Here is a 22,055-nt window from a genome sequence, read left to right as displayed (position 1 = left end):
TCACCCCAGCACGTTCGCATAGACCTGCTGCGCGAAGCGCTGCGGGTCGGTGCTTTTCTTCAGCACGTTGATGCGGCGGAAATCGTCCGCATAGAACGCGATTTCCTGCTGCAGGTCGACGTTGGTCGGATGGTGCGTGTAGGTCAGCGTCGCGTACAGCTTGCGCAGGTCGTCGGGGCTGATCTTCGGCGAATACTTCGCGAACACCTTCGCGGCTTCGTTCGGGTTGTCATGCGTGTATTCGGTGGCCTGCACGATCGAGCGCGCGAGCGCGGCCGCCGCCGGCCGATCGTTGCGCACCAGTTCGCCGCGCGCGCCGACCACGCAGCACACCTTGCGCGCGTATTCGCCGGACAGGTTCGTCGCGAGTTCCGCATACGCGCCGTTGCTGCGCTTTTCGAGCAGGTAGAGGTTCGGGTCGCCGTCGGCGATCGCCTGGATCTCGCCCTTGTCGACGGCGACGCCGAGCAGGTCGGCCGGATACTGGCGCCACGTGATGTCGCGCTCGGGGTCGATGCCGTTCTTCGCGAGCAGGATCGAGAAGAAGTGCTTGCCGGGCGCGGCGAGATCGCTGACGCCGACCGTCTTGCCCTTCAGCGCCTGCAGCGTCGTGACGCCGGCCGCCTTCGCGCCGACGAGCCGCACGCAGCCGCCGTGCGAGCTGCCGATGATCTTCACGTCGAAGCCGGCTTCGAGCGGCTTGAGCCAGCGATGGATCATCCCGACCGCGGCGTCGGCCTTGCCGGTCGCGATCGCTTCGAGCAGCTGGTCGGTCGAGCCGCTGTAGTTGATCAGGTCGACCTTCAGCCCGTTCTTTTCGAAGAAGCCGCGTTCCTGCGCGACGACGATCGGCGTCAGGCAGAACGCGTTCTGGTTCCATGCGAACGTGAGCTTTTTCAGCGGCGCCGCGGACCAGGCCTTGCGGCCCAGCGTGATCGCGGGCGCGGCCAGCGCGACGGCGCCGGCCGCGCGCAGCAGCCGGCGACGCTGGTGGTGGCGGGCGCCGGCCGGCGCGGATGCGGTGGTATCGGTCATTCGTGTGGTCTCCGGTTCCGGTCGTGCGCAAGGGCGCTCAGTCGAGCAGGTCGGGTTCGTCGGCGACGACGCGTTGGAACAGGCTGTCGAACGCGTGCAACGCGCCGTCCGGGCCGCCGATCTGGCCGTGCGTGTGCCGCGCGGTCGCGTGATCGATCGGTTGCGGCGTGCCGGCCGCTTCGGCCAGCAACTGCGTATGCGCGGCGTTGTCGAGCGCGATGTACCACCACGCGGCCGCCTCGACGCTCGGGCCGGCCGTCAGGATGCCGTGGTTCTTCAGGATCACGCCCTTGTGCGTGGAGCCGTCGGGCCGCGCGAGCGCATCGGCGATGCGCGCGCCTTCGCCGGTGTCGACGACCATTCCCGTGAAGTCGTCGAACAGCGCGTGGTCCTCGTAGAACGCGCACGCGTCCTGCGTGAGCGGATCGAGCGGGCGGCCGAGCGTCGACCACGCCTTGCCGTAGGTCGAATGCGTATGGGCGGCCGCGACGAGATGCGGATGCGCGTCGTGAATCGCCGCGTGGATCGCGAACGCGGCCTTGTTCAGCGGCCGGCTGCCGATCGCGGTTTCGCCGCGCGCGTTGACGAGCAGCAGGTCCGACACCTTGATCTGCGAAAAATGCACGCCGAGCGGATTCACCCAGAAGTGGTCGGGCAGCTCCGGATCGCGCGCGGTGATGTGGCCGGCGAGCCCGGCCGCGAAGCCGAAGCGCGCGAACAGGCGGAACGCGGCCGCGAGCCGCTCCTGACGGTGGCGGCGCTCGGCGGCGACGTCGATGCGCGGGGCCGGCGGATCGAACCAGAAGTGCTGGCGCGGCGCCTCGGCGAGCACGAGGCCCGACGCGGTGCGCGTGCGCGACGTGGAAGACAGGACGGCGGACATGGCGATGGTCTCCGTGCGTCAGGCGGCGCGGCGCGCGGCGTCGCGGGCGGCGACGCCGCTGCGCACGCGCGGGATCAGTTCGCGGCCGTAGTCGAGCGCGTCCTCGAGCGGATCGAAGCCGCGGATCAGGAACGTCGTCACGCCGAGGTCGTAGTAGTCGAGCAACGCGTCGGCGACCTGCTCGGGTGTGCCGACCAGCGCGGTCGAATTCGAGCGCGCGCCGGTGAGTTTCGCGATCTCGGTCCACAGCCGCTTGTCGACGCGCGAGCCGCGCTCGGCCGCCGCGAGCAGACGCCGCGCGCCTTCGCTCTGCTGCGGGTCGCCGGTGCCGAGGCCCGCGGCGTCGCGCAGCCGGCGCGTTTCGTCGAGGATCCGGTGGGCGCGCGCCCACGCTTCGTCCTCGGTGGCCGCGAGGATCGGCCGGAACGACACGGAGAAGCGCACCTGCCGGCCGTGTTTCGCGGCTTCGGCGCGCACGCGGGTCGTGAGGTCGCGCACCTGGTCGAGCGATTCGCCCCACAGCGCATAGACGTCCGCGTGCTTGCCGGCGACCGCGAGCGCCGCTTCCGACGCGCCGCCGAAATAGATCGGCACGTGCGGCTTTTGGTGCGGCTTCACTTCCGAGTAGCCCTGCCTGAAGCGATAGTGCGCGCCGTCGTGATCGAACGGCTGCGACTCGGTCCAGATGCGGCGCAGGATGCCGAGATATTCGTCGGTGCGCGCATAGCGTGCGTCGTGGTCGAGGAAATCGCCGTCGCGCTGCTGCTCGCTGTCGGAGCCGCCCGAGATGAAGTGCACGGCGAGGCGGCCGCGGCTGAACTGGTCGAGCGTCGCGATCTCCCGCGCGGCGAGCGTCGGCGCGATGAAGCCGGGACGATGCGCGAGCATGAAGTGAATGCGCTCGGTCGCGGCGGCGGCGAACGCGATCGTCAGCGTCGCGGACGGGCTGGTCGAGTGATGCGGGACGAGAATTCGGTCGAAGCCGGCCGTTTCATGGGCGCGCGCGAAGTCGCGCACGTAGTCGGGGTCGACGGCCGGGCCAGTGGCCGGATGAATTTCCGACTGCTTCTGGCTCTGGATCATGCCGATGAATTCAACGCTCATCTCGGTCTCCGATGCAAGGAAGGCCCGCCGTGCCAGCTGCGGCCGGCGGGGCAGGAATGCAGCGCAGATTACCGTCCGGATCAGGCGCAACGGAAATAACGATTGCCGATTTCAATATCAGATTTGCATGGTTTGGGCGGGCACCATGCTGCGCATACGCTGTGCGCTCCGAATGGATCGACAGGGCGTCTGCCGGCGCTTGTGCGGGCTTGCTGCCGCATGGGCGCAAACGGTCGGCGCGCACGCATGCCGAGCGGCGAAGTCGGCGCGCAGACGGCCGTCGGCGCGGGCACGGCGCTCGCGCGTCGATCCAACGCTGCCCCGCTACCCGTCACCGAAGGGAAACCGTACCGATGTCCGCCAGCCTTGCTGCTTCCGCGCCGCTTCCGGCGCAATCGTCACTGCGTCATCTGCCCGCCGACGATGCACGCGTTGCCGCGTTGCTCGAGCGGCTCGCGCCCGAACTCGCCGCCGACGCCGCGCGCAACGACGTCGACGGCCGTTTCCCGCACGAGAACTTCGCGCGGCTGCATCGCGCCGGGCTGATCGCGCAGGTCGTGCCGCGCGAGCATGGCGGCGCGGGCGCGACGCTCGCGCAGGCGAGCCGCATCGTCGCCGCGATCGCGCGCGCCGACCCGGCGACCGCGCTGGTGCTGACGATGACGTATCTGCAGCATCGCGCGCTCGGCCGTGCGGACAGCCGCTGGCCCGCGCGCGTGAGGCGCGCGGTGTTCGACAGCGCCGTCGACGAAGGTGCGCTGATCAACGCGTTGCGGGTCGAGCCGGCGCTCGGCTCGCCGTCGCGCGGCGGGCTGCCGGAGACGATCGCGCGCCGCGACGGCGACGGCTGGCGGCTGTCCGGCCACAAGCTGTACAGCACCGGGATTCCGGCGCTGCGCTGGCTGGCCGTCTGGGCGCGCACCGACGAGCCAGAGCCGCGCGTCGGCGTGTTCCTGGTGCGGCGCGACGGCGACGGGCACGACGACGCGCGGATTCGTGTGATCGAAAGCTGGGATCATCTGGGCCTGCGCGCGTCGGGCAGCCACGAGGTCGTGTTCGACGACGTGTGGCTGCCCGCCGATCATGCGGTCGACGTGCGCGCGCCCGGCGCGTCGGCCGTGTCGGCCGCGAGCCACGCGGACATCGACGCGCAGACCGACCAGCAGGCATGGATGGTCGCGCTGCTCGGCAGTCTCTACGATGCGGTCGCGCGCGCGTCGCGCGACTGGCTGCTCGGGTTCGCGACGACCCGCGCGCCGAGCGGTCTCGGCGCGCCGCTCGCGACGCTGCCGCGTGTGCAGGAGGCCATCGGCGAGATCGAAGGCTGGCTGCACGCGAACCGCGTGCTGCTCGACGAGCACATCGCGCGCACCGATGCGGGCGACGCGCCGACGGTGACGACGAGCGGCCTCGTCAAGCGAACCGTGACGGAGCAGGCGATCCGCGTCGTCGAGCATGCGTTGAAGCTGTCCGGCAATCACGGGTTGAGCCGCCACAATCCGCTCGAACGTCACTATCGAGACGTGCTGTGCGGACGCGTGCATACGCCGCAGGACGATGCGATCGCGGTGGCTGCCGGCCGCGCGGCGCTCGAGGCGGCGGCGGCAGCGGTGGCGCGCAACGCGCCGAGCGACGCCGCGAGTTCGCGCAGCGCGCCGCACGCTGCGCGGGCATTCGATCGAAGCGATGCGTAAGGACGGCGATGGGGCATACCGCGCAGGCCGGACCGCGCCGTGCGGGCGTCGCGGGACGGGCTCGAGCCGCCACATCGGCGCGCCGGGCGAAGGCGCCGCAGACTTGCGCGGGACTTCGCACGCGTTGCGCGATCACTGGCTGCGTGATTCCGAGGCCCGCTGCGGCGCGGCTCGGCCCAGTTCGGCGTTCGGCAACGCACGACCACCACAAAGCATCGATATCGCTGATTTTCACGTTTGTTCTGCATGCACCACCAGGTGCATCATGACGATCGATCAAGCTGGGCATTTTTATTCGAGGAGACCACCGATGAGTACGCTTTCGTTGCAGCACACGCCGCTGCGCCCGTTCGTCGAAGGCTTGGGCGCCTTGCTCGCGTCCGGCGCGAACGAGGCGCGCATCCTCGACGACGGCGGCGCGCTGCTCGCCGCGCTGGTCGCGCGCGACGACTGGCTGCCCGACGCGTTCGCGCAACCCGATCCCGAGCGCTACCGGCAGTACCTGCTGCATCTCGACCCCGACGAACGGTTTTCCGTCGTCAGCTTCGTGTGGGGCCCCGGCCAGGCCACGCCGATCCACAACCACACGGTGTGGGGGCTGATCGGCATGCTGCGCGGCGGCGAGTTTTCGCAGCCGTACCGGCTCGACCCGACCGGCAAGCCGCTGCCGTCGGGCGACGCAGTGCGGCTGCAGCCGGGCGAGGTCGAGGCCGTGTCGCCGCGCATCGGCGACATCCATCGCGTGACCAATGCGTACGCCGATCGGGTGTCGATCAGCATCCACGTCTATGGCGCGAACATCGGCAAGGTCGAGCGCGCCGTGTTCCTGGACGACGGCACCGTGAAGCCGTTCATCTCCGGCTATTCGAACGCATGACCCGCAGCGCGGCGGGCCGCGCCCGGCATCCATCCGACGCCCGCTTCGCTTTTCAACGACTTCAACCGAATCCGACCGAGACACCGTGACGCAATCCGCCGATTCCCTTTCCCGTTTTCCCGTCGCGACGTACGAAGACGTCCGCGCACGCCTGCTGGCACGCGACGAACTCGCGCTGATCGACGTGCGCGAGGAAGATCCGTACGCACAGGGCCATCCGTTGTGGGCCGCCAACTTGCCGCTGTCGAAGCTCGAACTCGACGCATGGACGCGCATTCCGCGCCGCGACACGCCGATCGTCGTCTTCGGCGAAGCCGGCGGCGAGGATCTCGCGCCGCGCGCCGCCGCGAAGCTCGCGCAGCTCGGCTACACCGACGTGCGCGTGCTCGACGGCGGCCTCGCGGGCTGGCGCGCGGCCGGCGGCGAGCTGTTCATCGACGTCAACGTGCCGAGCAAGGCGTTCGGCGAATGGGTCGAGGCCGAGCGCCACACGCCGTCGCTGTCCGCCGAGGAAGTGCAGGCGCTGATCGACGCGCAGGCCGACGTCGTGATCGTCGATGCGCGCCGCTACGACGAATACCAGACGATGAACATCCCGACCTCGACCAGCGTGCCGGGCGCGGAGCTCGTGCTGCGCGTGCGCGCGCTCGCGCCGAACCCGGCGACGCAGGTCGTGGTGAACTGCGCGGGGCGTACGCGCAGCATCATCGGCACGCAGTCGCTGATCAACGCCGGCTTGCCGAACCCGGTGGCCGCGCTGCGCAACGGCACGATCGGCTGGACGCTCGCGGGACAGACGCTCGAGCATGGCGCCGCGCGGCGCTTCCCGGACGACGTCGAACCCGCGCAACGCGACGAAGCGCGCCGCGCGGCGCGCGCGGTGGCCGAGCGCGTCGGCGTGCCGCGCATCACGCTCACCGAACTGGCCGCGCTCGACGAGCCGGGCCGCACGCTGTACCGCTTCGACGTGCGCACGCCCGAAGAATACGAAGCCGGCCACTTGCCGGGCTTCCTCGGCACGCCGGGCGGCCAGCTCGTGCAGGAGACCGATCATCACGCGGCCGTGCGCGGCGCGCGGATCGTGCTGGCCGACGACGACGGCGTGCGCGCCGACATGACCGCGTCGTGGCTCGCGCAGATGGGCTGGGACGTGCGCGTGCTCGAACCGGTCGATCCGGCCGCGTTCACCGAGCGCGGCCAGCCGCCGCGCGCCGTGCCGGCCACGCCGCAGGTGGCCGAGGTGGCGCCTGCGACGCTCGCCGGCTGGCTGCGCGAAGCGGGCGCCGGCGAGATCGCGATCGTCGACGTGACGACCAGCGCCAACTACGTGAAGCGCCACATCCCCGGCGCGTGGTTCGTCGTGCGTGCGCAGCTGCGCGACGCGCTCCGCGCGATCCCGTCTGCGCAGCGCTACGTGTTCACGTGCGGGTCGAGCCTGCTCGCGCGCTTCGCGGCCGACGACGCGCGCGCGTTGCTGCCGGCGTCCGCGCCCATCTCGGTGCTGACGGGCGGCACGGCCGCGTGGATCGACGCGGGGCTGCCGCTCGAGCACGGCGACACGCATCTGGCTTCGCCGCGCGTCGACCGTTACCGGCGGCCGTACGAGGGCACCGACAATGCGAGCGCGGCGATGCAGGCGTATCTCGACTGGGAGTACGGGCTGGTCGAGCAACTGAAGCGCGACGGCACGCACCACTTCCGCGTGATCTGAGCGCGGTGCGGCAAGCGCGGGGCAGGCGAGGCAGGAGGCAGGCGAGGCAGGAGGCAGGCAAAGCAGGCGAGGCGGCGGGCCGCGCACGGCGCTCGGTCGCCGCGCCGGCGGCAGCAGTCGCGCCGGATGCACTAAACTTGCGGGACTTTTGCATCGCCGCGTCGGGCCGCGTCTCGCGCGCACGCGGCGGTGCGGCGAATCGCGGGCCGGCGCGGGCGCCCGGCGCCGGTTGGCGGCCGGCGCCCGCGCCGGCCGACCCTGACCGACCCATGACGACTCATACCGAACCCGCCTACCTGCTCGGCGATCTGCTGAAAAACGTTTCCCGCTCCTTCTACCTGACGCTGCGCGTATTGCCCGACGGCATGCGCGAACCCGTCGGCCTCGCCTATCTGCTCGCGCGCGCGGCCGACACCATCGCCGACACCGCGCTGGTCGCGCCCGAGCGGCGCGCGACGCTGCTGAATGGCCTGCGCGACGAGATCGAGCGGCTCGGCGACGGCGCGGCGCTGTCGCGCTCGCTCGACGACGTGACGCGGATGCAGGCCGATTCGCACGAGCACGTGCTGCTCGGCTCGATGGAGCCGATGCTCGCGCTGCTGCGCGCGCAGCCGGACGCGGATCGCGCGGCGATCCGCAAGGTCGTCGCGACGCTCACGTCGGGGATGGAGTTCGACCTGCGCACGTTCCCCGACGAGCAGTCGGGGCAGGTCGCGTCGCTGCCGACGCGCGACGCGCTCGATCGCTACACGTACCTGGTCGCCGGCTGCGTCGGCGAATTCTGGACCGACATGACGGCCGCGCACACGCGCGCCGCGCGCGGCTGGGACTGCGCGGACATGCGCGAGAAGGGCATCCGCTTCGGCAAGGCATTGCAGATGACCAACATCCTGCGCGACTGCCCGAAGGATCTGCGGATCGGCCGCTGCTATCTGCCGGACGACGTGCTGGCCGCGCGCGGCGTCGGCGTCGCCGAACTGATGGCGCCGCACGCGTCGGCGCGTGCGCGCGGCGTGCTGGTCGACCTGCTGCGCGTGACGCTCGACCTGTATCGCGACGCATGCCTGTACACGCTCGCGATTCCGCGCCGCTTCGTGCGGCTGCGGCTGGCGTGCCTGTGGCCGATCATGATCGGCCTCGAGACGCTCGAACGCCTCGCCGGCCACGACGCGTGGCTCGATCCGGCCCGGCCGGCGAAAGTGCCGCGCAAGCGCATCTACCGGATCATGGCGGCGTCGCTCGCGCTCGTCGGCTCGAACGCGGCGGTTCGTGCGCGCCTGAACGCGCTCGTCGGCGCGGTCAACGCGCGGCTCGCGCAGACGGGCCGCGCGTCCTGACGCGCGCCGAGCCGCCGTCGGCCGGCTGGCGGCAGCCGGCAGCAGCGTCGCTCGGCGGCATTCTTCCGCAGCATTCTTCGGCCCGCGCTCGCGGGCCGTTTCCATTCAGCGCGCGTCTCCGTACAAAAACGTTTTCACGATTTCGTTTTCAGAAATGTGGCTGTCATGAATGTCAGCGATCCTGCGCGGCGGTGTGATCAGTCTTCGGGCAGGGTCCGCGCCTCGGCCGGGCACTATGTGCCGAAGGCGTCTGACGACATCGGGCGGTCGCGTTACAGCCGTAAAAATGTAAAGCTAGGGTTTTCACCGGGAAATGCCGGAAAGGCCCGCTGCGTAAGCGTTTTCAGGTGTTAGGTAACCGCTTGGTGAACCACCGCGTTGCGTCGATCATACGATGACCGACCGCACGTGTTGGGAAACGATTGGTAATCCGTCAGAATCGCACCGGCATGTACTCGCACATGTGTCAGTCATAAAACCACACCAGAAAAGAAATCATTCTTTGAGGACGGAGAATCAATGAAAAAGCGCGTCGCTTTCGCCATGACGGCAGCGGGTCTCGCAGCCGCAACCGCAGCCCACGCTCAGAGCAGCGTGACCCTGTACGGTATCGTCGACAACGCCATCGCTTGGCAGAACAACTCGTCGGGAACCGGCGCGACCTCGGGCGGCCACTCGAAGGTGCAGATGGCCACCGGCATCTGGGCGGGCAGCCGCTTCGGCCTGAAGGGCAGCGAAGACCTCGGCGGCGGCACGAAGGCGATTTTCCAGTTGGAAGCCGGGTTCAACGCGAACAACGGCTCGTCGCAATGGGCGAACGGCATCTTCACGCGTCAGGCGTGGGTTGGCCTGACCAACCAGACGTACGGTACGCTGACGGCCGGCCGTCAGTACACCGCGTACTACACGCTGCTGTCGCCGTATAGCCCGACGACCTGGCTGACCGGTTACTACGGCGCACACCCGGGCGATATCGACTCGCTCGACACCAGCTACCGCGCGAACAACTCGCTCGTCTACATGTCGCCGAAGTTCTACGGCTTCACGGTCGGCGGTTCGTACTCGCTCGGCGGCGTCGCAGGCAGCTTCAACCGCGGCTCGACCTGGAGCGCGGCGATCCAGTACCTGAACGGCCCGGCAGGCATCGCGGTCGGTTTCCAGAAGGTCAACAACTCGACGCTCGGCGGCGGCGTGTGGGGCGACAACTCGACGGTCACGAGCGGCGGCCAGCCGGCCGTGTCGTCGATCAACAGCGGCTACCAGACGGCGCAAACGCAGCAGCGCCTCGGTGTGACCGCCGGCTACCAGTTCACGCCGGCATGGGACGTGTCCGTGTCGTACACGAACGTCCAGTACGTTCCGGGCGTCGGTTCGGCGTTCCGCAACACGGCGATCTTCAACACGGCAGGCGCCGTGCTGCATTGGAAGGCAGCGCCGCAGTGGGACTTCGCGGCAGGCTACTCGTACACGGCGGCAACGCAGTCGAACGGCATCTCGAGCTCGGCCAAGTACCACCAGGTCACGCTGTCGCAGTACTACAGCCTGTCGAAGCGCACGGGCCTGTACGCAGTCGAGGCTTACCAGCACGCAAGCGGCAACACGCTGAACAAGACTGGCGTCATCCAGGCAGCAACGACGTCGATCGGCGACGGCGTGGGCGCAGGTTCGAAGCAGAACCAGATCGCTGCCGGCGTTGGCATGATCCACCGCTTCTGATGTCGCGCGGCGCGCGAGCGCCGCTCACGGCATGCGGTACGAAACCGGCCTTCGGGCCGGTTTTCTCGTTTACGGCGCGCGCCTTTGCGTGGCGCGCCCGATCACGGGTCGATCGGCGACTTCAGCGGCTGATGCTCGCCGGTCAACCCGAACACGACGAGCTGCGCCGGTTCGGTCGCGCTCGCATTGCGCGACACCATGTGGCGCGAGCCGGGCGGCTCGTACCAGCCTTCGCCGGCGCGATAACGGCGCAGCGGGCCGTCGTTCACCTGCGACAGCACTTCGCCTTTCGACACGACCGCGAACACCGAGCCGAGATGCTTGTGGGCGGCGGATGCCTGACCGGGCGCGTAGTCGACGGTCGCGACCACCGCGAGTCGGCCCGGCGCTTCGGGCACCGGCTGCTGCAGGATGGCGTGCACGTTGTCGCCGCCGTCGTGCGCCTGCGCGGCGGCCGGCAGCGCGACGCCCAGCGCGAGCGCGGCGCCGACGAGCGCGCGGCGCAACGTCATGCTCGTTTGCGTCATGGTCGGCTCCTCACTCGGGCATCTTGCGGAACGCGATCGCGAAGCGGTTCCACGAATTGATCGTGGCGATCAGCATCGACAGGTCGAACAGTTCTTCATCGGTGAAGTGCGGCCGGACGGCTTCCCACACCGAATCGGGCACGTGGCTGCCGGCGACGAGTGTCAACGCTTCGGTCCATTCGAGCGCTGCGCGTTCGCGCTCGGTGAAGAACGGCGTCTCGCGCCACGTGACGACGGTCGCGAGGCGGCGATCGGTTTCGCCGCCCTTGCGGGCATCGCTCGTGTGCATGTCGACGCAGAACGCGCAGCCGTTGATCTGCGACGCGCGCAGGCGGACGAGCTCGGCGAGCGGCTTTTCGATCGAGCACTTCCCGAGGAATTCCTCGGCGTTGCGCATCACCTTGATCGCGTTCGGGCTGGCGGTATAGAAGTTCAGGCGGGGTTGCATCACGGGTCCTCGTTCGGTTGGTGCGCACGGCGGCGCGACAGGACCCACTTTAAGCGTGCCACTGGCCCGCTTGAATGACCAATTCCGGGAAAAGTCAGGTGACCACCGGCATCGCACCGGCACCCCCGGATTTCAGCAGCACGGCGAGCCGGGCGAGCGCGGTGTCGATGCGCAGCACGTCGATTCCGCCGTATCCGAACAGCAGCCCGGCGCGTGCGCCCGCGCCGACGTGGAAGCCCGAGATTCCGTACAGCCCGATGCCTTCTGCGCGGGCCGCCCGGATCAGCGCCGCTTCGTCGAGCCCCGGTTTCAGCGGCGCGGCCACGTGGATGCCGGCGGTCGGCACGATCGCGTCGAACCAGTGCGCCAGCTCGCCGTGCAGATGCGCGAGCAGCATCTTGCGGCGCGCGTCGTAGTGCTTCTGCACGCGCCGCAGATGCCGCGCGAAATCGCCTTCGAGCATGAAGCGGGCGAGCGCCGCCTGCGTCAGCGTGCAGCTGTGCCAGCCGACGATCTGCCGCGCCTTCGCAAGCGCGCCGCGCAGTGCGCGCGGCGCGATCGCATAGCCGATCCGCAGTTCGGGAAAGATCGTTTTGGAGAACGTGCCGACGTACACGACGAGGCCCGTACGGTCGAGGCTCTTCAACGATTCCACCGGCCGGCCCTCGAAGCGGAATTCGCCGTCGTAGTCGTCTTCGACGATCACCGCGCGGCGGCGCTGCGCCCATTCGAGCAGCGCGATGCGCCGCTCGAGCGTCATCGGCATCCCGAGCGGGAACTGGTGCGACGGCGTCACGTAGACGAGCCGTGCGTCGTTGGGCAGTTGCTCGATCACGAGGCCGTGTGCGTCGACCGGCACGCCCGCCACCGTGGCGCCGAGTGACGCGAACGCCGCGCGCGCGGGCGGATAGCCGGGATTCTCGACGGCGACCACGTCGCCGGGCCGCAGCATCACGCGCGCGACGAGGTCGAGCGCCTGTTGTGCGCCCTGGGTGACCAGCACGTCGTCCCAGCCGCACGCGACCGCGCGGCTGAACCCGACGTAGCGGGCGATCGCGCCGCGCAGCTGCGCGTCGCCGGCCGGGTCGTGGTACTGGCCGGGGCCGCGCGCCTGCTGGCGCAACGCGTGATGCAGGCAGCGCCGCCACGCGTCGAACGGGAACAGCGCCTTGTCGGTCACGCCGCCGCGGAAGTCGAACGCGGGCGAGTCCTGCGGCGCCGGCATGGCGAGCGTGTCGGGCAGTTCGTCCCACAGCGCCAGTGCGCTGACGGCGGCGGGCGGCGGCGTGCCGTCGACCAGCGACGCGGCGGCCGCGGCCGCATGCGGAACGCGCGCGAGCCCGTCGGCGACGAACGTGCCGTCGCCCGCGCGCGTGCTCAGATAACCCTCGGCGACGAGGCGCTCGAACGCGTCGAGCGTCGTCTTGCGCGATACGCCGAGCTGCTTCGCGAGATCGCGGGTGGACGGCAGCCGCGCGCCGCCTTCAAGCCGCCCGTCGACGATCGCGGTGCGCAATTGCCGGAAGATTTGCCCGGTCAGGTCGTGCCGGCCTTCGATGCGGATCGCGATGTCCATCGCAGTGGTTACCTCGACGTAGCGGAATGGGGTGTCGGTCAGCATACCGGAACAGCGGCGGCAGAGCGGCGTGAGCGGATCGCGGGCGGGCCGGCGGACGGATGAGCCGTGGACGAGCCATTGCGGAGCGGGGAGGCGGCGGTCGCACTGCGGCGGATCCCGCCGGTGGATTCCTGCGTGGATCCGATTGGACCGCCGCTCGCCGCTGCCTTAGGATCGACTCCATTACCGCGACCGGAGTGCCCTCATGCTGTCCGAAGACGAACTCGCGTTGCTCGACGCGATCCGGGCGACCGGCAGCCTGTCGCGCGCCGCCGCGCGGCTCGGCAAGGCGCCGTCGACGATCTCGCACGCGGCGCGGCAGCTCGAAACCCGCTTCGACGCGCTGTTGTTCGACCGGCGCGGCTACCGGCTGCAGCTCACGCCGGCCGGTCAACTGCTGACCGACGAGGCGGCGCGCCTCGCGCTCGACGTCGCGCGGCTCACGCAGCGCGTGCGGCAGGTCGCGAGCGGCTGGGAGGACCGGCTGTGGATCGTCAGCGACGAGGTGCTCGAATTCGATACGCTGCTGCCGGTCGTACGCGCGTTCGATGCGCTCGAGTCGGGCGTGTCGCTGCGCTTCACGCACGAGGTGCTCGGCGGCACGTGGGAGGCGCTGCGCGACGGCCGCGCCGATCTGGTCATCGGTGCGACCAACGAGCCGCCCGCCATCCCCGGCTTCAAATGGTTCGAACTCGGGGCGATGGAATGGGTGTTCGCGGTCGCGCCGCGCCATCCGCTCGCATCGGTGGCCGGGCCGCTCAGCCGCGATGCGATCGGCGCCCATCGCGCGGTCGTGGTCGCCGATTCGTCGCGCCGGGCCGTCGGCCGCGCGTACGGGCTGCTCGGCGGCCAGTCGCTGCTCGCGGTGCCGTCGATGCGCGCGAAGATCCTCGCGCAGCGCGACGCGCTCGGCGTCGGCTGGCTGCCGCGCCGACGCGCCGCGACGCTGCTGGCGCGCGGCGAGCTGCTCGAGAAGGAGACCGCCGATCCGCGCGAACCGAACGTGCTGTACGTCGCGTGGCGCGGCGACCGCGACGGCCGCGCGCTGCAATGGTGGCTGGAACGGCTGCGCGAGCCGCGGCTCGCGCAGCGGTTGCTCGACGGAATCGACGTGACCGGGTGAGGGCGCGACGCGCGCCGGAAATTGCGGCCCCATCGACTCGTTCGACGTTTTCGAACGTGTTCGTCGTGCCGCTCGTACGGCACGGCCGGGCGACGCGCGCATCCTGTGTTCACGGTCAACTCACCGGTTCACAGGAGAACATCATGCAACGTTTCGAAGGAAAGACGGTACTCGTCACGGGCGGCAACAGCGGCATCGGCCTGGCGGCCGCACGGGCATTCGCGGCCGAAGGCGCGCGCGTCGTCATCACCGGCCGCGACGAGCACACGCTCGAAGCGGCCCGCGCGACGCTCGGGCACGGCGCGCTCGCGATCCGCAACGAAGTCGGCAGCGTCGCGTCGGCGCGCGCGCTGGCCGACGCGCTCGGCGCGGCCGGCGTGCGGCTCGATGCGGTGTTCGTCAACGCGGGCGTCGCCAAACTCGCGCCGTTCGCGGACACCGACGAGGCGCTGTGGGACCTCGTGTTCGGCACCAACGTGAAGGGCGCGTACTTCCAGATCCAGGCGCTCGTCCCGCTGTTGAATCGCGGCGCGTCGATCGTGATCAACGGCTCGATCAACGCGCATATCGGCATGCCGGGCTCGTCGGTGTATGCGGCGAGCAAGGCTGCGGTCAATTCGTTGGCGAAGACGCTGTCGACGGAGTTGCTGCCGAACGGCGTGCGCGTGAACGTGGTGAGTCCGGGGCCGGTCCAGACACCGCTGTACGGCAAGCTCGGGCTCGACGCGGCGACGCTCGACGAGACCGCCGACAAGATCAAGGGGCTCGTGCCCCTCGGCCGGTTCGGCACGCCTGACGAAATCGCTTCGACCGTGCTGCATCTGAGCGCGCCCGAATCGGCGTTCATCGTGGGCGCGGAGATCATCGCGTCGGGCGGGATGGGCTTGCTCTGAGCGCGTGGCCGGCGCAGCGGCATGCGTGCCGCTGTGCCGGCCGGGCGTTCGTGTCGCTAGCGCGCAGAAGCCACGCAGTCGCCTTCGCCGGCCCGGTCGTGCGCGCCGAGCGGCGTCACCGTCAGTCCCGAGAACGTCGCAGTGCCCCGTTCGACGAATACCGAAACCCGGTCCGCGTCGGCGGGCGGGAAGACCACGTCCGTCAGCACCGTGCGGCCGCCGTTGGCAAACACTTCGACGGACCCGCGATCGACGATGATGTCGAGTCGCAGCAAGCCGTTCTCGAGCGGCAAGGCGACGATGTGCTGGCGGCTGAAGGTGGCGGCGAAGTCAGGTGTGCCGGAGCGTGAGCGGTCGAGCGTCAGCGTGCGCGCGGCGGTGTCGTACACGATGCGCGTGCCGATCGAGCCGTCCGCCGACGCCCGCACGACGACGCCTGCGCGGGCCGCCTGCCCAGGTGCGATCGTCACCTGGATGCGCTGTGCGACGCCGCGGGTGGCCGGCGGCAATGCGCGCGCGGCCGAATCGACTTCCAGCGTGCCCACGTGCACCGCGGGCCGCCGGTCGGCCCAGCCGGTGAATGCAGCGGCCGGCGTGACGACGAGCGTCGGCTCCCCGTCGATCGTCTCGAGTGCGAGTTCGCGCGGCAACGTCATCGCGCCGCGCCACGGCGCGGTCGGCGATTTCGCCGCGTAGTCCCAGTTGCTCATCCACGCGATCGCGAGCGGGCGGCGGCCCGGCGCACCGGAAAACGTCCCGGCCGCGTAGAAGTCGGCGCCGTGATCGACCCAGCGGAATTGCGCAGGGTCGGAGCCGGCCGGGGCGACACGGTCGGGAACGAACGTGCGGCCGTCGAACTCGCCGACGAAGTACATCGCGCCGGAGCCGCCGGCAATCGACCACGGATTGACGTTGACGATCATCACCCACTTGATGTGCCGCGGATCGTCATCGACGGGTAGCGGCACGAGATCGGGCATCTCCCACAGTGCGCCGGTATGCGGCACGCCCGGCAACGTGAAGTCGCTCAGGAACGACCAATGGATCAGGTCGTCGGAACGGTAGAGCTTGACCACCTGCGCGTCCGCGACCACCGTCGTCATCAGCCAGTAGCGCCCCGGTGCGTACCACGAGACCTTCGGGTCGCGGAACGCCTTCGATTCCGGATCGAGCGTCAGTACCGGATTGTGCGCGTACGGTTGCCAGCTTGCGCCGTGGTCGAGGCTGTACGCGATCGACTGCGCCTGGGTGCCCGGCGGGTGCCCCGAACCTTCCTTGTAGACGCTCGTGTACACCGCGACCAGCGGCGTGTCGCCCGGCGTGCCGAGGCCGGAAGTGTTGTGCGGGTCCGCGACGATCGAGCCGGAGAAGATTTCCTCGGTCGCGTTCGCGCGCATGGCGACCGGCTGCTCGTGCCAGTGGACGAGGTCGGTGCTGGTCGCATGGCCCCACGACATGTTGCCCCAGTCGGCGCCCAGCGGGTTGTACTGATAGAACAGGTGATAGCGGCCGTTCTCGTAGACGAGGCCGTTGGGGTCGTTCATCCAGTTGCGTTGCGGCGTGTAATGGAATGCGGGCCGCCATTGCGGCGTGCCGTCGGCGGGCGTTGCGGTGCAGGCGGCGCTCGCCGCCTGTACGCCGGCCGAGCAGGCGAGCAGGAGTCCGGCGAGCCGGAGGAAAAAGCAGGGGAAAGTCGATGTCATGCGAGAGGCCGGGCGTCGTCGTGCGGGGCGGGAGAGAAGCGCGCACGCTGCCGGCGCCGGCTGCATGCGCGTGATGGGGAACGGAAGGCGAGGCGCACGCGCGACACGCGCGACGTGCGCCTCCGCAGCAGGCGGCGTGTGCCGCCTGAGCCCGTTACGGCCGCGTGCCGGGGCCGCCGTCGTTGTGGCCGGCGCCCGTCGCCGGCAGATTCGACGGAATCTCGCCGTATCCGCCGAGGCCGCCGCGGCCGTAGCTGCGGTCGACCGCCGTCGACGTGCCGTTGATGTTCACCTTCACGGTCGGCGCGAGCGTGCCGCCGCGGCGCGGGCCGATCGCGTCGATGAACGACTCGACGAGCCCGCCCGGCATCACGTAGTGCGAATACGACTGGAATTCGCGCGGATTCTGATTCGGGTCCTGCGCATACGGGGCGCCGGCCGGTGCGGAGAAGTCGGTCGGGTTGCCGAGCACGAGGCCGCTGCCGCCGTTCAGCGGCTGGAAGTCGCTGCGGATGCCGTTGCCGACGAAGCCGTAGACGCCGTCGGGGCCGTCGACGCCCGCGGCCATCGTGGTGCGGTGGCTGATCGTGAACAGGTAGTACTTGCCGTCCTTCAGATAGATCTGCGGGCGCTCCGTCTGGTCGTCGACGCAGTTCGCCGACAGGATCGGCGGCAGGAACTTCCACTCGGTGAGTTGCGGGTCGGTGGCCACCGCAAGACCGACGTTGGCCTTTTGATACACTGCGCCCGCGTTCATCACGGCGTTGAGGTCCTCACGGTACGGATCGTTCGGCGCGTAGCCGAGATCGGCTTCCGTGCAGGTGCGTGCGCCGCGGGGGCCGCCGGTATTGCCTTCGAACACCATGTAGGTCTTGCCGGGGTGTGCGGGATCGGTGAACACGAACGGGTCGCGGAACGAGAAGTAGGTGTTCTGCTGGCCGGTCTGGTAGTAGTTGCCGTCGGGCTGCAGCAGCGCCTTGTGGTCGTCGAAGCCGGTGAACCACACATGCTTGTCGTCGGCATGGATATGGCCGTCGGCGCGCGTGATGATCGCCTGCGGCGGCGTGATGTCGGCGCCGCCCGGTGCCGAGCGGTTGAACGACGTCGCGGTGTAGTACAGGCTGACGTTGTCGCCATGCGTGAGGCGCGCGGAGCCCGACCATTCGGCGTTGTTGGTCATCGGCGACGTGCCGAACACCTTCACGCTCGCCCCGTCCGGGAACAGATGCCCGCCCCAGATCCAGCCGCCGTTCGCCGGCCGCAGCGCTGCCGGCACGCCCGCGCGGCGATAGAAGAAGCCGATGCGCGCATGCACGTGGCGGTCGTCGAAGGTATAGCCGGCGTGCGGGTCGGCGGTCAGCGAGAAGATGACTTCCCAGCCCTTGTAGCTGAGCTGGTTCGCGCGCAGGTCCGCCAGCGGCCAGGTGTCCCACACCCAGACGTCCGAATTGATCAGCGGGAAATCCTGCGGGATGGCGGGCATCGTCAACGCCTGCGGCAGCGAGTTCCGGTCGGCGCCGGACGTGTGCGACTGTGCGACGATCTGACGGATGTCCGCACGGGTCCAGCGCATCGTGAAGTTGCTCTCGGGGTCATGCGCCTGCTGCGTGTGAGGCGTGGGCGCGGGTGCGCCGGAGGTCTGCGCTTGCGCAGCGCCCGCGAAGGCGGCCAGTGCGGCGCCGGCGAACAGCAAACGTTTGGCCGCGGTCGCGCGGCAAAAGGGAAAGCGTGTCATGGCGGTGAGTTGTCCCGTTGACGGTAAAGGTGAACGAATGACGGTGGCATCGATGTCCAAACCGGTTTGGATACTATTTCAAACCGGTTTGGTCGTCAAAAGATAATTTTTTGACGGTATTAATTGCTGTCCGGAAATAATTGCCGCGCCGCTGGTGGGGCGCGACTCGAGCGAGGAGCAACGTGAAGGTGAATCTGAAGGCGCTGTCGGATGCGCTCGGGCTGTCGCGCACGACGGTCAGCCGTGCGCTGAACGGCTATGACGACGTGAGCGAGGCGACCCGCGAGCGTGTGATGAGGGCTGCGCGCGAACTCGGCTATGTGGCCGACCCGACCGCACGCCGGCTCGCGACGGGGCGGGCCGACACCATCGGCATCGTTTATCCGTTCGGCGCGGGCGATCTGGGCGACCCGCGTTTCGGCGAAGTGGTCGCGGGCGTGACCGAGCGGCTCGCGGAACGCAATCTCGACTTCATCATCGCGGCCGCGCGGCCGAACGCGGAACTGGACACCTATCGGCGCCTCGTCGAAGGCAAACTCGTCGACGGCTTGATCGTTGCGCGCACACTGGTCGACGATCCGCGGCTCGCCTACCTGCGATCGAGCGCGTTTCCGTACGTCGCCTACGGCCGCACCCGCGTCAGCGAGCCCTATGCGTGGTTCGATTTCGACAACGAGGCGGGCGCGCGCGACGCCGTGCGGCGGCTGATCGGCCTCGGTCATCGCCGTATCGCGATGATCAGCGCGCCGCTGGCGCTCAATTTCGCGATGCAGCGCCGTGCCGGTTATCTCGCGGCGCTGCGCGAGGCGGGCATCGAGCCTGATCCGGCATGGCAAATCGAATGCGCGTTTACGCGCGACGGCGGACGCGAAGGCGTCGAGGCGCTTCTCGCCGCATCCGAACCGCCGACGGCGCTGCTCGTCGACAACAACATCGCCGGCTGCGGTGCGTTTCGCGCGCTGGTCGAACGCGGCCTGCGCCTCGGTCACGACATGTCGTTGATCGTCTACGACGGCGTGCCGCCCGATGTCGCGCTTCCGCATCGCGTGACCGCGGTGGTGCAGCCGACCGGCCATACGACCGGACGTGCGCTTGCCGAGTTGATGCTCGGGCTGCTTGCTGATGGCGTGCACGGGCAGCGGCTCGAGCACGCGGTGCTCGAGATCGGCGACACGGACGGGCCGCCGCCACGCTGAGCGGCGCGGCGGTGCGCGGCGGTGCGAGGCGAGGCGAGGGCGAGCCGTCGATCGTCAGCCCGGCGGATCTCGTCCGGTCCACAAAAGCCATGACATCGACAGGGTGTAGTCGACGCGACTAGACGACCGGTCTAATTCGCGACTATCATCCCGTCTCGACAGTGCAACGAGACAGCCGCCATACAGGCCTGTGCGCCGAAGTCCTGTCGATCTGGGCGGAACTTCCGTCTTTTTTATGCCTTTCAACTAGACGACTGGTCTAATAGCCAGGCAAACATATTCTGCGTGGACGGGCACGTTGCCGCGCGGCGACGGCCTAACCGGCAGGCGCCAAGTCGTCGCCGGCAGCGACAAGCGGCACGCGCCATGCGCGACATCGACCGCCGCCGCGACGCGGCCCGATCCACCCGATTCGAAGGAGTATCCGATCATGAAGATTCTGGTTGTCCTGACCTCGCACGACACGCTCGGCGACACCGGCAAGAAAACCGGCTTCTGGCTCGAGGAGCTGGCCGCGCCGTACTACGCGTTCAAGGATGCGGGCGTCGATCTGACGCTCGCGTCGCCGAAGGGCGGCCAGCCGCCGCTCGACCCGAAGAGCAGCGATCCGTCCGCGCAGACGGACGCGACGCGCCGCTTCGACGCCGATCCCGCCGCCAAGGCCGAACTGGCGGCCACGCGCAAGCTGACCGACGTGTCGGTCGACGACTACGACGCGGTGTTCTACCCGGGCGGCCACGGCCCGCTGTGGGATCTCGCCGAGGATCTGCATTCGATCGGCCTGATCGAGCGCGCCCTGTCGGCCGGCAAACCGGTCGCGGCCGTCTGCCACGCGCCGGGCGTGTTGCGCCACGTGAAGGACCCGGCCACCGGCGAGTCGGTCGTGCGCGGCAAGCGCGTGACCGGCTTCACCAACAGCGAGGAAGCGGCCGTCGAGCTGACGGAAGTGGTGCCGTTCCTCGTCGAGGACATGCTGAAGACCAACGGCGCGCAGTTCGAGCGCAGCGCCGACTGGGCGCCGCACGTCGTCACCGACGGGCTGCTGATCACCGGGCAGAACCCCGCGTCGTCGGCGCCCGCGGCCGAGGCGCTGCTCGCGAAGCTCGGCCGCCAGTAAGCGCGTACCCGGCGCGGCGATTGTCGCGCCGGCTCAATTTGCGCCGGCGCGCTTGGTTCGCGCGCCGGTCGCCCCAAAACGTTCCGCCGTGCGCCTCGCACGGCGGCTCACCCCGTCGTTTTGCCTGACCAACACAAAGGAGTGGTGGATGTCTGCCCTGTTCGAACCGTTCAAACTCAAGGATGTCACGCTGCGCAACCGTATTGCGGTGCCGCCGATGTGCCAGTACGTCGCCGAGGAAGGCGTCGTGAACGACTGGCATCACGTTCATCTGGCCGGCATCGCGCGCGGCGGCGCCGGTCTCGTGATCGCGGAAGCGACGGCCGTGGCGCCGGAAGGCCGCATCACGCCGGGATGCGCCGGGTTGTGGACCGATGCGCAGGCCGAAGCATTCGCGCCGTCGGTCGCGGCGATCAAGGCGGCCGGCGCGGTTCCCGGCATCCAGATCGCGCATGCGGGCCGCAAGGCGAGCGCGAACCGTCCGTGGGAAGGCGACGACCACATCGCGGAAGGCGACCCGCGCGGCTGGCAGACCATCGCGCCGTCGGCGATCCCGTTCGGCGCGCATTTGCCGAAGATGCCGCGCGCGATGACGCACGACGACATCGCGCGCGTGCAGGCCGATTTCGTCGCGTCGGCGCAGCGCGCCCGCGACCTCGGCTTCGAATGGCTCGAACTGCATTTCGCGCACGGCTATCTCGGCCAGAGCTTCTTCTCGGTTCACTCGAACCAGCGCGACGACGAGTACGGCGGTTCGGCCGAAAACCGCGGCCGCTTCCTCGTCGACACGCTGAAAGCCGTCCGCCGGGTATGGCCCGAGCATCTGCCGCTGACCGCGCGTCTCGGCGTGATCGAATACGACGGCCGCGATGAAGAGACGCTCGCCGAATCGATCGCGCTCGTGCAGCGGATGAAGCAGGAAGGGCTCGACATGCTGAGCGTGTCGGTCGGCTTCTCGACGCCGGATGCGCAGATTCCGTGGGGGCCGGCGTTCCTCGCGCCGATCGCGCAACGCGTGCGCCGCGAGACCGGCCTGCCGGTGTCGTCCGCGTGGGGCATCGACACGCCGCAGCTCGCGAATCGCGTCGTGGCCGAGCAGCAGCTCGACCTCGTGATGGTCGGCCGCGCCCATCTGGCCGATCCGCACTGGCCGTACTATGCGGCCAAGCAGCTCGGCGTCGAGCGGCCGTCGTGGACGCTGCCCGCGCCGTACGCGCATTGGCTCGAACGCTACCGCGTCGCCGACAAGGTGGCCTGAGCCAGAGCGCGAGCACGCGCCGTGCATTTGACAATGCTTGGCAAGGCGCGTGCCTCGCGTCGCGACATCGATGGATAGAA

18 protein-coding genes are annotated in these 22,055 nt (G+C 69.5%); 10 read left to right on the top strand and 8 right to left on the bottom strand.

The features are described 5' to 3' along the window. From AK36_RS05550 to AK36_RS05540, 3 genes are read right to left on the bottom strand one after another with little or no spacing between them, the layout of a single operon-like run. A complete protein-coding gene (locus AK36_RS05550) occupies positions 1–1,035 on the bottom strand; it encodes an ABC transporter substrate-binding protein (RefSeq protein ID WP_045578051.1) in 1,035 nt (344 codons plus the stop codon). 37 nt (positions 1,036–1,072) lie between these two features. Continuing rightward, positions 1,073–1,918, bottom strand: coding sequence for a class II aldolase/adducin family protein (locus AK36_RS05545; RefSeq protein ID WP_045578050.1), 846 nt, complete (start codon positions 1,916–1,918; stop codon positions 1,073–1,075). Positions 1,919–1,936: 18 nt separating this feature from the next. Then, entirely contained in the window at positions 1,937–3,022 is a 1,086-nt protein-coding gene (locus AK36_RS05540; protein ID WP_014724970.1) for an LLM class flavin-dependent oxidoreductase, read from the bottom strand. A 353-nt stretch (positions 3,023–3,375) separates the two neighbouring features. On the opposite strand from AK36_RS05540, the gene AK36_RS05535 reads away from it, so the two are divergent. The 5 genes from AK36_RS05535 to AK36_RS05510 all read left to right on the top strand — a co-directional run bounded on the left by AK36_RS05535 (position 3,376) and on the right by AK36_RS05510 (position 10,357). Further along, on the top strand, positions 3,376–4,716 hold the full coding sequence (locus AK36_RS05535) for an acyl-CoA dehydrogenase family protein (RefSeq protein ID WP_045578049.1): 1,341 nt from the start codon (positions 3,376–3,378) through the stop codon (positions 4,714–4,716). A 310-nt stretch (positions 4,717–5,026) separates the two neighbouring features. Further along, a complete protein-coding gene (locus tag AK36_RS05530; protein WP_045578048.1) occupies positions 5,027–5,593 on the top strand; it encodes a cysteine dioxygenase family protein in 567 nt (188 codons plus the stop codon). An 85-nt stretch (positions 5,594–5,678) separates the two neighbouring features. Further along, entirely contained in the window at positions 5,679–7,304 is a 1,626-nt protein-coding gene (locus AK36_RS05525) for a rhodanese-related sulfurtransferase (RefSeq protein ID WP_045578047.1), read from the top strand. Between the two features lie 269 nt (positions 7,305–7,573). Continuing rightward, on the top strand, positions 7,574–8,641 hold the full coding sequence (locus AK36_RS05520) for a phytoene/squalene synthase family protein (RefSeq protein ID WP_045578046.1): 1,068 nt from the start codon (positions 7,574–7,576) through the stop codon (positions 8,639–8,641). A 519-nt stretch (positions 8,642–9,160) separates the two neighbouring features. Continuing rightward, positions 9,161–10,357 (top strand): porin, encoded by a 1,197-nt coding sequence (locus AK36_RS05510; RefSeq protein WP_045578045.1) that lies wholly within the window; start codon positions 9,161–9,163, stop codon positions 10,355–10,357. Positions 10,358–10,458: 101 nt separating this feature from the next. Here AK36_RS05510 and AK36_RS05505 read toward each other — a convergent pair whose 3' ends face one another. From AK36_RS05505 to pdxR, 3 genes are all read right to left on the bottom strand, one after another. Beyond that, the gene (locus AK36_RS05505) at positions 10,459–10,884 is read right to left on the bottom strand and encodes a cupin domain-containing protein (protein WP_045578044.1); all 426 of its coding nucleotides are present in this window, start codon (positions 10,882–10,884) and stop codon (positions 10,459–10,461) included. Positions 10,885–10,894: 10 nt separating this feature from the next. Further along, complete coding sequence (locus AK36_RS05500; protein WP_045578043.1) at positions 10,895–11,332, bottom strand: carboxymuconolactone decarboxylase family protein; 438 nt, start codon at positions 11,330–11,332, stop codon at positions 10,895–10,897. Positions 11,333–11,426: 94 nt separating this feature from the next. After that, entirely contained in the window at positions 11,427–12,908 is a 1,482-nt protein-coding gene (gene pdxR, locus AK36_RS05495) for a MocR-like pyridoxine biosynthesis transcription factor PdxR (RefSeq protein ID WP_045578042.1), read from the bottom strand. Between the two features lie 247 nt (positions 12,909–13,155). Here pdxR and AK36_RS05490 point away from each other — a divergent pair, with 247 nt between their 5' ends. Both AK36_RS05490 and AK36_RS05485 read left to right on the top strand, forming a co-directional pair. After that, entirely contained in the window at positions 13,156–14,073 is a 918-nt protein-coding gene (locus AK36_RS05490) for a LysR family transcriptional regulator (protein ID WP_011882118.1), read from the top strand. Positions 14,074–14,216: 143 nt separating this feature from the next. Further along, positions 14,217–14,966: an SDR family oxidoreductase gene (locus AK36_RS05485; RefSeq protein ID WP_041494144.1), complete on the top strand. Its 750-nt coding sequence runs from the start codon at positions 14,217–14,219 to the stop codon at positions 14,964–14,966. A gap of 56 nt (positions 14,967–15,022) precedes the next feature. Here AK36_RS05485 and AK36_RS05480 read toward each other — a convergent pair whose 3' ends face one another. Both AK36_RS05480 and AK36_RS05475 read right to left on the bottom strand, forming a co-directional pair. Beyond that, entirely contained in the window at positions 15,023–16,669 is a 1,647-nt protein-coding gene (locus AK36_RS05480; RefSeq protein WP_045578041.1) for a glycoside hydrolase family 32 protein, read from the bottom strand. A 154-nt stretch (positions 16,670–16,823) separates the two neighbouring features. Next, positions 16,824–18,404, bottom strand: coding sequence for a glycoside hydrolase family 68 protein (locus AK36_RS05475; RefSeq protein ID WP_045578040.1), 1,581 nt, complete (start codon positions 18,402–18,404; stop codon positions 16,824–16,826). A gap of 182 nt (positions 18,405–18,586) precedes the next feature. On the opposite strand from AK36_RS05475, the gene AK36_RS05470 reads away from it, so the two are divergent. From AK36_RS05470 to AK36_RS05460, 3 genes are all read left to right on the top strand, one after another. Then, positions 18,587–19,600 (top strand): LacI family DNA-binding transcriptional regulator, encoded by a 1,014-nt coding sequence (locus tag AK36_RS05470; RefSeq protein WP_045578039.1) that lies wholly within the window; start codon positions 18,587–18,589, stop codon positions 19,598–19,600. A 430-nt stretch (positions 19,601–20,030) separates the two neighbouring features. Continuing rightward, positions 20,031–20,717 (top strand): type 1 glutamine amidotransferase domain-containing protein, encoded by a 687-nt coding sequence (locus AK36_RS05465; protein ID WP_041494292.1) that lies wholly within the window; start codon positions 20,031–20,033, stop codon positions 20,715–20,717. A 148-nt stretch (positions 20,718–20,865) separates the two neighbouring features. Further along, positions 20,866–21,975 carry an NADH:flavin oxidoreductase/NADH oxidase gene (locus AK36_RS05460; protein WP_014724959.1) on the top strand — a complete coding sequence of 370 codons (1,110 nt, stop codon included), beginning with the start codon at positions 20,866–20,868 and terminating at the stop codon, positions 21,973–21,975. Positions 21,976–22,055: the final 80 nt, after the last annotated feature.

The sequence above is a fragment of the Burkholderia vietnamiensis LMG 10929 genome, assembly GCF_000959445.1.
In the GTDB taxonomy this organism is placed as follows: Bacteria; Pseudomonadota; Gammaproteobacteria; order Burkholderiales; family Burkholderiaceae; genus Burkholderia; species Burkholderia vietnamiensis.
Note: the sequence above shows the minus strand (reverse complement) of the source record. Positions and strands in the feature narration are given on the sequence as shown.

Excerpts from the sequence above, each read along its gene's own strand:
- AK36_RS05545 (WP_045578050.1), bottom strand. The coding sequence starts at position 1,918 with ATGTCCGCCGTCCTGTCTTCCACGTCGCGCACGCGCACCGCGTCGGGC.
- AK36_RS05460 (WP_014724959.1), top strand. The coding sequence starts at position 20,866 with ATGTCTGCCCTGTTCGAACCGTTCAAACTCAAGGATGTCACGCTGCGC.
- AK36_RS05500 (WP_045578043.1), bottom strand. The coding sequence starts at position 11,332 with ATGCAACCCCGCCTGAACTTCTATACCGCCAGCCCGAACGCGATCAAG.
- AK36_RS05540 (WP_014724970.1), bottom strand. The coding sequence starts at position 3,022 with ATGAGCGTTGAATTCATCGGCATGATCCAGAGCCAGAAGCAGTCGGAA.
- AK36_RS05490 (WP_011882118.1), top strand. The coding sequence starts at position 13,156 with ATGCTGTCCGAAGACGAACTCGCGTTGCTCGACGCGATCCGGGCGACC.
- AK36_RS05475 (WP_045578040.1), bottom strand. The coding sequence starts at position 18,404 with ATGACACGCTTTCCCTTTTGCCGCGCGACCGCGGCCAAACGTTTGCTG.
- AK36_RS05535 (WP_045578049.1), top strand. The coding sequence starts at position 3,376 with ATGTCCGCCAGCCTTGCTGCTTCCGCGCCGCTTCCGGCGCAATCGTCA.
- AK36_RS05480 (WP_045578041.1), bottom strand. The coding sequence starts at position 16,669 with ATGACATCGACTTTCCCCTGCTTTTTCCTCCGGCTCGCCGGACTCCTG.
- pdxR (WP_045578042.1), bottom strand. The coding sequence starts at position 12,908 with ATGGACATCGCGATCCGCATCGAAGGCCGGCACGACCTGACCGGGCAA.
- AK36_RS05505 (WP_045578044.1), bottom strand. The coding sequence starts at position 10,884 with ATGACGCAAACGAGCATGACGTTGCGCCGCGCGCTCGTCGGCGCCGCG.
- AK36_RS05465 (WP_041494292.1), top strand. The coding sequence starts at position 20,031 with ATGAAGATTCTGGTTGTCCTGACCTCGCACGACACGCTCGGCGACACC.
- AK36_RS05485 (WP_041494144.1), top strand. The coding sequence starts at position 14,217 with ATGCAACGTTTCGAAGGAAAGACGGTACTCGTCACGGGCGGCAACAGC.
- AK36_RS05530 (WP_045578048.1), top strand. The coding sequence starts at position 5,027 with ATGAGTACGCTTTCGTTGCAGCACACGCCGCTGCGCCCGTTCGTCGAA.
- AK36_RS05550 (WP_045578051.1), bottom strand. The coding sequence starts at position 1,035 with ATGACCGATACCACCGCATCCGCGCCGGCCGGCGCCCGCCACCACCAG.
- AK36_RS05510 (WP_045578045.1), top strand. The coding sequence starts at position 9,161 with ATGAAAAAGCGCGTCGCTTTCGCCATGACGGCAGCGGGTCTCGCAGCC.
- AK36_RS05520 (WP_045578046.1), top strand. The coding sequence starts at position 7,574 with ATGACGACTCATACCGAACCCGCCTACCTGCTCGGCGATCTGCTGAAA.